The following is a 9,950-nucleotide window of genomic DNA, read 5'->3' as shown; positions in this document are numbered from 1 at the left end:
CCACCTGGACCACTACGGGACCGAGGAGGCGGTGCACCAGGTCTTCCGGGACTTCGCGGGCGGGCTGCCGGCCGCCGCCCAGGGCGGCGGCGAGGCGGGTTGGTCGGGCGGTGCGCATCGTGCTCCTCCAGGGGTGCGGTGCTGCGACGGGCCGAAGGGTTCCCCGGCCCGGACGCCCGAGGTCGACCGGATGTCGCACTCGCCGCGTCGGCACGAATCTACGCCGCGCGGACGTGAGGCGGGTCACCATCCGGTGACGAAGCGCTATCGACTCGGTCACGGCGACGCGCGATGCGGATCGGGCCGGCCGGCGCCGCGCGTCAGCGGGATGCGCTGGGCGAGGGGCTTGCCCCGGAGGAGGGGCGCGGGGTGGCCTGCGCCGTGTCGGCCGGGCTGGGCGACGGGCTCGCCGATGCGGCGTCCCGCCCCCGCTGGTCCTCGGCGTCCCGGCCGGACGCGCTGGCGGAGCCCGACGCGCTGGAGGAACTGGGCGAGCTCGACGACGGCAGCACCGGCTTCTGGGTGGCGCGGAAGCTGCGCACCCGCTGCACCGGCTCCGGGACGAAGTCCGAGGGGACGGAGCCGCCGTCGGCGCCGGTGCCCTCGATCTTGATGGGGCCGGTGAACCCGGACGGTTCCGCCGTGCGCGCCCCGCTCGACCCGATCACGCCCATCTCCCCGAGCGTCGCGGCCAAACTCTCCAGCTCCTTGCGATGGCCCTCGACCACGCTGGAGGCCAGCTCCTTCGCCGCGTCGTCCGAGCCGTCCTCCGCCTCCGTGGCGGAGATCGTCAGCGCGCCCTGATAGAGGCGGCGCATCTGGAGCAGGTAGATCCGTCCTGCCTCCTCCGGCTCGGCGGCGGCCAGCACGTTCTTCTCCCGGTCGGACAGGAGTCCGGCGCGCAACTCGTCGCCCACGATCTGGGTCGGCTCCGCGTCCTCCGTGGACTCGGGCTGCGCAGACGGGGTCGACTCGGCACCCGCACCGCGCACGTCATCCGAGGGGACGCCCCAGCCCTCGAGCATCGACTCGAGCCGGCGCGCCCGCTCCTCGTGCTCGGACTTCATCCGTTCGGCGGTGGCCCGGATCTCCTGGTCCACGCCGTCCTTGCCCAGCACCTCATCGGACTGCTGGATCGCGTCGCGGTGGTTGCGCAGCAGCAGACCCGCGAACTGGATGTCCGCCGCGAGCGGGTCGGCGGACGTCTGGCTGGGGCTGGCCAGCACGCCCTCCAGGTAGGTGTTCCCCGCCTCCGTGCCACCGGTCTGTCCGGGCTCCTCGGCGACGCTGCAGCCGCCGGTGGCCAGGGTGATGCTCAGGAGCGCCCCTCCGACGGCCACGCTCCAGCGGCGGGGGCGCACGCGGGCGGGGGCGATGTCGGCTCGGCTCATGGGCGCAGGTCCTCTCGGCGGTCGTCACCCGGTCACGGGGTCAATGGCGGTCCGACGCGGTCGGCCGCCCCGGCCTCCCCAGGGTACCCCTCCGGCCTCCCTGCCCCGGGGTCGCCGCGGCCTCAGGCGACGCGGGTGGCCTGCACCACCCAGTTGTTGAAGGCGTTCCCGGCCATCCCGGTGCCCGGCACGAGGTCGCACGTGATCAGCGTGACCTTCGCGTCGTCGCCCCCGGGCTCCCAGGCCCAGCGGTGCGCCGGATCCTGGGTGAGCGCCTCCTTCTCCACCGAGACCGCGTCCGCGTCCGCCTCGAAGGCGGCCTGCGTGCCGTCGTCGTACGTCACCACGACGACGGCGCCCGCCCGCACGTCGCCCAGGTTCCAGAACACGTCCCGCACGCCGTAGTAGACGACGTGCCCGGCCAGGACCCCCGCGTACGGGGAGCGCTCCCCCGGCGTGGTGCCCCACTGCGGCGGACCGTACCAGCCGACCGTCTGCGGCTCCGGGTCCAGGTCGCCGCCCTCGTCCAACTGCGTGAGGTCGATCCCCGCTCCGACGATCTGCTCGCCGTCCTGGTGGACGTCCACGTGCACGGGTGTCGCCGTGATCTCGTCCCACGGGGCGGCGGGGCCGGAGAGGTGGGCGGCCGCGGCGCCTCGGTGGGGGTCGGCTCCTCGGACGGCGTGGGTGCGCCGGCGGGTTCCTGGGTCTCGATGGGAACCGCCGCCTCCCGCGTGGTTGCCGCAGAGGACGGGCTCACGGACGCCGTGGCGCTGAGGGTGGGGGCAGCGCTGATCGGCACGGCGCCGACCGCCAGCACCCCGCGCAGCGCGAGGAACACGAGGCTCAGGCACAGCAGCAACAGGACCACCCACAGGGCGCGTCGGACGGTGGTGTTCATCCGGGTTCTCCCCTCGTGTGCATCGACCCGGCCCGCCCGGGGCCGCGTCCGACGACGGCATGGTCTCACGCGCTCCGGCCTCGGCCCGGCGCGTCGTCTCCGGGCTCGGCATAGCGGTCCCGGACGAAGGCCTGCAGCCGACGGGCGATCGCCTCCAGCGTCTCGGCGGCGAAGTGATCCCCCCGCCACGCCGCGTGCAGTCGCACCGTGAGCGTCCGCCCCTGCGCGATGACCCGCACCGGCGTCAACCCGAAGGCCGGGTCCTCGGTGACGACGGCGACGCCCGCCCCCGCCGCGACCAGGGCCTGGGCCACCCGCCCGGAGTTCGCCTCGGTGAGGGCCGGCGGCGTGAGGCCCGCCACGGCCACGGCGCCGTCGAGGACGCGTCGCGCCATGAAGGTGCGGGCGGGCGCGACGACGGGCTGGGCCACGAGGTCGTCGAGGGACACCCGCGTCCGGCCCGCCCAAGGGTGACCCGGGGCGACGTACGCCCAGACCGGCAGGTCCATCAGCGGCAGCGACGCGGCGGAGGGCGGCGGCACCGTCGGCATCACCACGAGGTCGTGCCGCGCGACGGCGTCGAGCAGCGAGTCGTCCAGCTGGGTCTCCGCGACGCGCGGGCGCGGGTCCTCCTCCCCGAAGGTGGCCACGAACGGCAGCACGACGTCGATGAGGGTGGTGCCCGGCGCGGCCACGGCCACGTCCGTGAGCCGACCGGAGGCGAGCGCGCGGGCCGCCTGCTCCGCCCGTCGATGGGCGACGAGGACCTCGCGCGCCACCGGGAGGAACGCCTCGCCGGCCGTCGTCAGCTCGAGCCGACCGGCGACCCGGGCGAACAGGGGCAGGCGCAGCTCACGCTGAAGCCGCTGCAGCTGCCGACTGAGCGCGGACTGTACGAGATCCAGGCGGATCGCGGCCCCCGAGACCGTGCCGACCTCTGCCACCGTGACGAAGGCCCTGAGCAGTTTCTCCTCCATGCCGAATGAGCATAGCCACCATGCAAGATCATCACTGGACGGCATGCACTCAACGCCCCACCATGGGAGGACGCGGCCCGACGCGTCGTCGTCGTGCCCACCCGTCGTCCCCGCTCCCGTGAGCCGTCCCCAGGAGGCATCCCCATGACCGCCACCCCCGACCTCGAGCAGACCCGCCACCTGGCCACCGAGCTGCCCGGCCCTCGCTCCCGTGAGCTCGCCGAGCGCCAGAAGCGCGCCGTCCCGGCCGGCGTGGCCACCACCATGCCGGTGTACGCGGCCCGCGCCGCGGGCGGCATCCTCGAGGACGTGGACGGCAACCGCCTGATCGACCTGGCCTCCGGCATCGCCGTCACCTCCGTGGGCGCCTCCCACCCGCGCGTCGTGGCCGCCGTCCAGGAGCAGGTCGCGCAGTTCACCCACACCTCGTTCATGATCACGCCCTACGAGGGCTACGTGGCCGTGGCCGAGCAGCTGGACCGCACCAGCCCGATCCCCGGCGAGACCCGCACCGCCCTGTTCAACTCCGGCGCCGAGGCCGTGGAGAACGCCGTCAAGGTGGCCCGCGCCTACACCGGCAAGCAGGCCGTGGCCGCGTTCGACCACGCCTACCACGGCCGCACCACCCTGACGATGGCGTTGACCGCCAAGTCCATGCCCTACAAGCACAGCTTCGGACCGTTCGCCCCCGAGATCTACCGCGTGCCCGGCTCCTACCCGCTGCGGGACGGCCTGTCCGGCGCCGAGGCCGCGCAGCGTGCCATCTCCGCGCTGGAGAAGCAGATCGGTGCCGACAACCTGGCCGCCGTGATCATGGAGCCGATCCAGGGCGAGGGCGGCTTCATCGTCCCGGCCGAGGGCTTCCTGCCGGCCGTGGTCGAGTGGTGCAAGGCCAACGACGTCCTGTTCATCGCGGACGAGGTCCAGTCCGGCATCGCCCGCACCGGCGCCTGGTTCGCCTCCGAGACCGAGGGCATCGAGCCGGACCTGATGGCGACCGCCAAGGGCATCGCCGGCGGCATGCCGCTCTCCGGCGTCACCGGCCGCGCCGAGGTGATGGACTCCGTGCACCCGGGCGGCCTCGGGGGCACCTACGGCGGCAACCCCGTCGCCACGGCGGCGGCGCTCGCCGTGTTCGAGGCCGTCGAGGAGGACGGTCTCCTGGAGAAGGCCCGCCGGATCGAGCAGGTCATCCGCGAGCACTTCGAGCAGAACGCCGACGACCGCATCGCCGAGGTCCGCGGCCGCGGCGCGATGATGGCGATCGAGTTCGTGGACCCCGCCACCGGCGAGCCGGACGCGACGCTGACCGCCACCGTGGCCGCGGCCGTGCGCGCCACCGGCGTCATCCTGCTCACGTGCGGCACCTACGGCAACGTCGTCCGCTTCCTGCCGCCGCTGACCATCGGTGAGGACCTCCTCAAGGAGGGCCTGAGCGAGGTCACGAAGGCGCTGCAGTCCGCCTGAGCGCCCGCCACCGGCGGACCGACGACGACGGCCCCGCATCCCTGCCCGGGATGCGGGGCCGTCCGCCTGTCGGCAGAGGACTCAGATGTCGTCCTCGTACGCGGGGCCGCCTTCGTTCTCCAGGGCCTCGAGGCGCCGGGACTTCTCGGCGGTGAAGATCCGGCGGACCCCCGTGCCGCCGAACTCGTCCTCCGGGACCAGCCCGACGCCGTACTTCCGCAGGGCCTTCTCCAGACGCAGACGCTCGTCCACCCGCAGGTCGGCCAGCCCCTTCTCGAAGCGGCGCAGCTGCTCCTTCTCGAGGCCGGCCGCGGTGGCCAGGGTGCGGACACTGACCTGGGCGAGAGCGCGGCCGGCGCGCGCCACGTCGAAGGTCATCGGGGTGGGGTACATCAGGCATCTCGATTCTGCAGTTCTCGACGGGGATCCGGTCCATGATGGCCACGCCCCGGTTGAAGGGACAAGGGCGCGCCAGCCTAGAACCCGCTGTGCGACATGCGCGTCACTGACTCATCGCTCCCGCCACGCCGGCGGGACGCGGACGGGCCCGCCTCCAGTCACCGGAGGCGGGCCCGTCGTCGTCGTGGGGGTGTCAGTCCTGGACGAAGTACGTCTGCTTGTTGACGAACTCGTCCATGCCGAGCGGGCCGAGCTCGCGGCCGAAGCCAGAGCGCTTGACGCCGCCGAACGGGATCTCGGCCCCCTCGCCCGCCGGCGTGTTGACGTTGGCCATGCCGACCTCGAGCTGCCGGGCGACCCGCTCGGCCTGGGCCTCGTCCTGGGAGAACACGGCGCCGCCCAGGCCGTACTGGGAGTCGTTGGCGAGGGCGAGCGCCTCGTCCGCGGACTCCACCTTGTAGACGACGGCGACGGGGCCGAAGAGCTCCTCGCGGTAGGCGTCCATCTCGGAGGTGACGCCCGTGATCACGGCCGGGGCGAAGCGGGCGCCCGCCTCGTCCGTGACGGTCCCGCCGACGTGGACGGTCGCGCCCTGCTGACGGGCCCGCTCCACCTGCTCGGCCAGGCCCTCGGCGGCACCGCGCGAGGACAGCGGGGTGAACACCGTCGGGTCCTCGTCGGCGGCCTCCCCGGGCTTCATGGCCTCGGCCAGGGACACCAGCTCGGCCACGAAGGCGTCATGGATGTCCGCCGAGACGATCATGCGCTTGTTGGAGTTGCAGGCCTGGCCCATGTTGTACATGCGGGTCGCCCACGCGGTGCGGGCGGCCTCGGCCGGATCCTCGGCGTCGAGCACGATGTACGGGTCCGACCCGCCGAGCTCGAGGACGGCCTTCTTGAGGTGCTGGCCCGCGAGCGCGCCGATCACGGAGCCGGCCCGCTCGGAGCCGGTCAGGGAGACGCCGGCCACGCGCGGGTCGGCGATGAACTCGGCGATCTGGTCGTGCGTGGCGAACACGTTGGTGTACACGCCGGCCGGCACGCCGGCGTCGTCCATGATCTGCTGCACGGCCAGGGCCGAGCGCGGGCAGATCTCGGCGTGCTTGAGCACGATCGCGTTGCCGAGCATGAGGTTCGGCGCGGCGAAACGGGCGATCTGGTAGTACGGGAAGTTCCACGGCATGACGCCCAGCAGCACACCCAGGGGCAGGTGGCGGATCATGGCGCGGCCGCCCCCGTAGGTCTCGATGGGGCGGTCCGCGGCGAGGGTGGGGCCCTTGTCCGCGAAGTAGCCGAAGATGGCCGAGCTGAACTCCGCCTCCTCGACGCCCTCGGTCACGCGCTTGCCCATCTCGGTGGCGATGATCTGCGCGAGCTCGTCTTTGCGCTCCTCGAAGAGGTCCGCGACCTTCTGCACGATGGTGGCGCGTTCCTCGATGGGGCGGGCGGCCCATGCGCGCTGGGCGGTCTCGGCGGCGGCCAGCACCTGGTCGACCTCACCGTCGGCGAGGGCGGGGAAGGTCTCCACGACCTGGCCGGTGCTGGGGTCCTGCACGCGATAGCCGGTGGGGGTGCTCATGAGTGGGTCCTCTCGTTGGGGTCCCGGACCACGGCAGTGCCGTCGTCGTCCGGACGGATGATCGGGATGGGTCGGGTCGAGTCCGTCTGCGGCAGGGTCTCGCCACGGAAGTAGGCCGGGTGGCGCAGCCGCGTCCACATCATCAGTACCACGCCGATGGCCAGCACGCCCATGCCCAGGATGAACACGGTGCCGACACCGAACACGGAGGAGCCGGAGCCGTAGTCGGGGTCGGTGGAGTCCATCGCGGTCACGCAGAACATCACCAGCAGCACGAGGCCGCCGATCAGCGGGAACAGGAAGGTGGTGAGGGCGTTGCCCACCGAGGTGAACCACTCGCGGCGGAAGTACCAGACGCAGGCCAGGGCGGTGATGCCGTAGTAGAAGCAGATCATCAGGCCCAGAGCGGTGATGGTGTCCCACAGGGCGTTCTCGGAGAGCAGCCGCGTGACGACGTAGAAGAGGCCGGCGAAGCCCGCGCACACCCAGGTCGCGAAGGCCGGGCTGTTGAACCGGGGGCTCAGCTCGGCGAAGCGCGCGGGCACAGCCCGGTAGAAGCCCATCGCCAGCAGGGTGCGGGCCGGGGAGACCATGGTGGACTGCAGGGAGGCCAGGGAGCTGACGAGGATCGCGCTGGACATGATCACGGCGAAGGGGCCCAGGATCGGGCCGGCGAGGACCGCGAAGATCGACTCCTGGTTGTCCGGGTTGCCCGCGCCCAGGCCCTCGGAGCCGATGCCCGCCCAGGAGATCACGGCCAGGGCGGACAGGATGTAGACGGCGATGATGACGAACACGGTGACGGCGGCGGCCCGGCCGGGGGTGCGCTCGGGGTCCTTGGTCTCCTCGTTCATCGTGAGGGTCACGTCCCAGCCCCAGAACAGGAAGATGGACAGGGAGACGCCGGCCGCGACCACACTGAAGTCGCCCGCGGTGAACGGGTTGAACCAGTCCAGCTGCACCGGGGTGGGGTCGAAGCCCGCGCCACGGGAGGACTGCGTCAGGGCGGCGACCGCGAACGCACCGAGGGCCAGGATCTGGAAGGCCACCAGGATGTACTGCAGGTGCTTGGTGGTCTCCATGCCGCGGTGCGAGATCCATCCGGCCAGGGCCAGGTACACCAGGGTCAGGGGGATGTTGACCCACAGGTTGCCGGCCAGGTCCGCGATGGCCTGGCTCCCGGTGATCTGGGCGAGCAGCAGGAACGTGAAGTCGACGGCGACGGCCGCCAGGTTGGACAGCACGATCACGGAGGCGGCGATGAGCCCCCAGCCGCCCATCCACCCGACATACGGCCCGAAGGCGTGCGTGGCCCAGGTGAACGACGTGCCGGAGTCCGGCACCCGCGTGTTCAGCGCCCGGTAGCCGAGGGCCACCAGGAGCATCGGGATGAAGCCGAGCAGCAGGATCGCGGGCACGTGGGTGCCGACGGTGCTGATGGTCGGCCCGAGGCCCGAGGTCAACGTGTAGGCGGGGGCGACGACGGAGACGCCGATCACCACCGCCCCGAGCAGGCCGACCTTGCCGGCCTGGAGCCCCTTGTTGCTCACCCCGCCCGGGTTGAGCAGGTTGACCTGCTCGATGGCGGAGGTGGTCGGGTACACGTGCTCGTGTCCCTCATTGTCGACGACGCGGCGTCGTGGGGTGGATGCGCTCATGAGGATGTCCTTGTCCGTCGGGCCGGTCAGCCGGTGGGCTGCCCCGCGTCGGTGGCTTCCCGCTCGGCGATGGCCAGGGCGGCGGCCTCGCCCATGCGGATCGCGCCGTCCACGTGCTGGTAGCCCTCGGCTGCGATGTCCGAGCACGCGTAGTGGATGGGACCGGTCGGGCGGTTCTGGAGGTGGCCCCAGCGGGAGAGCCCGCCGAGGTCGTAGCTGGTGGCGTAGGCGCCTCGGGTCCACTCCTCGGCGGCCATGTCCGAGAGGAAGAACGCGATCGGCTCGAGGGTCCGGGGGCCGAGGTACTCGGCCATGGCGCCGAGGATCGCGGCCTTGCGCTCCTCCTCCGGCAGGGCCCACATCTGCTCCGCGTACACGTCGGACACGAAGCCGACGAGGGTGCCGTGCGGGTCCTCCTTGCCCGGGGCGCCACCGGCCAGGTTCTCGCCGCGGTTGGTGTTGTCATAGATCTCCTGGACGAGATGGCCCCCACCGAAGCACGTGCCGGACAGGCCCTCCTCGCGCCAGAACGGGGTCTCGTACACGGCGTGCACCTTGATGACCAGGCCCATGGAGATGTGCTGGTGCGCGATCTGCTGCTCGCGCGGCATCGGCGGCTCGAAGGAGATGCGGCTGTAGAGGTTCGGCGGGACGGCCAGGACCGCGTAGCGGGCGTGCACCTCGTAGTCGTCAGTGAGCGCCACGACGTCGCCGGCGGCGCCGTCGTGCGCCACGCCGTTGCGCACGTCCGCGGCCACCCCGTTCTTCTCGTCCGCGGTGGTCGGGTCCGGCTCGGCCCAGCGCAGGGTGCGCACCGGCTGGCCGAGGACGACGTCGCCGCCCAGCTCGGCGGCCATGGCCAGGGACACGGACTGCATGCCGCCCTCGACGCGCTTGTCCAGGATGAAGTCCTCGTCCACCAGGTTGCGGAACGACCCGGCCGAGGCGGACATGAGCAGCGCCTGGAGCATGGAGAAGGTGTGGGAGGGCTTGGTCAGCATGCCGGAGGCGATGTAGATGGAGACGTTGTCGATGGCCTCCGGGTCGTCGGACTGCTGCTCCAGCCAGTGGCGGAAGGAGATCTTGTCCAGCTCGGCGGCCCGCGGGTGCTCCCACGGGGCGGCGGCGTCGATCTCGGCGGTCAGTTCGTCGATCTTGGCGATCAGGCGATCCATCTCCCGGTCCGTCTTCTCGGCCACCGGGAAGTCGAGGCCGTCGTAGACGTGGCGTTCTCCGCGCGGGTCCACGTAGACGTTGCGACCGTCGCGGAAGCGGGAGAACGTCGGCAGGCCGAGCTCCTCCACCAGGGAGATGAGGCGGGTCTGGTCCGGGGAGATCCACTGGCCGCCGATCTCGATGAAGTGGTCCTTGCCGTCGGCGCCCTCGACCAGGCCGTTCCAGGTGCGGCCGCCGACGCGCCGGCGAGCCTCCAGGACGGTGACGGACAGGCCCTGGGCCTTCGCGGTGCGGGCGGCCATGAGGCCGGCCGGGCCGGCGCCGATCACGACGACGTCGCTCGTCCGGCGCTCGCGGCCGGCGGTGGCGGGGGCGGTGGTCATGGGGTGCTCCTCTGGCGGG

General features: G+C 72.4%; 8 protein-coding genes. 1 reads left to right on the top strand and 7 read right to left on the bottom strand.

The window, feature by feature from the left end:
* Window positions 1–320 precede the first annotated feature (320 nt).
* The 3 genes from J1M40_RS02700 to J1M40_RS02690 all read right to left on the bottom strand — a co-directional run bounded on the left by J1M40_RS02700 (window position 321) and on the right by J1M40_RS02690 (window position 3,269).
* Window positions 321–1,391: a DUF305 domain-containing protein gene (locus J1M40_RS02700; RefSeq protein ID WP_206450442.1), complete on the bottom strand. Its 1,071-nt coding sequence runs from the start codon at window positions 1,389–1,391 to the stop codon at window positions 321–323.
* A 122-nt stretch (window positions 1,392–1,513) separates the two neighbouring features.
* On the bottom strand, window positions 1,514–1,978 hold the full coding sequence (locus J1M40_RS12945) for a class F sortase (protein ID WP_240009002.1): 465 nt from the start codon (window positions 1,976–1,978) through the stop codon (window positions 1,514–1,516).
* 379 nt (window positions 1,979–2,357) lie between these two features.
* Window positions 2,358–3,269, bottom strand: coding sequence for a LysR family transcriptional regulator (locus J1M40_RS02690; protein ID WP_206450441.1), 912 nt, complete (start codon window positions 3,267–3,269; stop codon window positions 2,358–2,360).
* Between the two features lie 144 nt (window positions 3,270–3,413).
* Between J1M40_RS02690 and gabT the strand changes: the two genes are divergently transcribed.
* Window positions 3,414–4,736, top strand: coding sequence for a 4-aminobutyrate--2-oxoglutarate transaminase (gene gabT, locus J1M40_RS02685; RefSeq protein WP_087113829.1), 1,323 nt, complete (start codon window positions 3,414–3,416; stop codon window positions 4,734–4,736).
* Window positions 4,737–4,817: 81 nt separating this feature from the next.
* On the opposite strand, the gene J1M40_RS02680 is transcribed toward gabT, so the two are convergent.
* The 4 genes from J1M40_RS02680 to J1M40_RS02665 all read right to left on the bottom strand — a co-directional run bounded on the left by J1M40_RS02680 (window position 4,818) and on the right by J1M40_RS02665 (window position 9,931).
* Entirely contained in the window at window positions 4,818–5,129 is a 312-nt protein-coding gene (locus J1M40_RS02680) for a hypothetical protein (protein ID WP_017487866.1), read from the bottom strand.
* A 199-nt stretch (window positions 5,130–5,328) separates the two neighbouring features.
* Complete coding sequence (locus tag J1M40_RS02675; protein ID WP_049145446.1) at window positions 5,329–6,714, bottom strand: NAD-dependent succinate-semialdehyde dehydrogenase; 1,386 nt, start codon at window positions 6,712–6,714, stop codon at window positions 5,329–5,331.
* Window positions 6,711–8,372 (bottom strand): APC family permease, encoded by a 1,662-nt coding sequence (locus tag J1M40_RS02670; RefSeq protein ID WP_036316957.1) that lies wholly within the window; start codon window positions 8,370–8,372, stop codon window positions 6,711–6,713. The genes J1M40_RS02675 and J1M40_RS02670 overlap by 4 nt, the downstream gene beginning before the upstream one ends.
* A 26-nt stretch (window positions 8,373–8,398) precedes the next feature.
* Window positions 8,399–9,931, bottom strand: coding sequence for an NAD(P)/FAD-dependent oxidoreductase (locus J1M40_RS02665; RefSeq protein WP_206450440.1), 1,533 nt, complete (start codon window positions 9,929–9,931; stop codon window positions 8,399–8,401).
* Between the last annotated feature and the right edge of the window lie 19 nt (window positions 9,932–9,950).

Source organism: Micrococcus sp. KRD026, assembly GCF_017168445.1.
Classification (GTDB): domain Bacteria; phylum Actinomycetota; class Actinomycetes; order Actinomycetales; family Micrococcaceae; genus Micrococcus; species Micrococcus luteus.
Note: the sequence above shows the minus strand (reverse complement) of the source record. Positions and strands in the feature narration are given on the sequence as shown.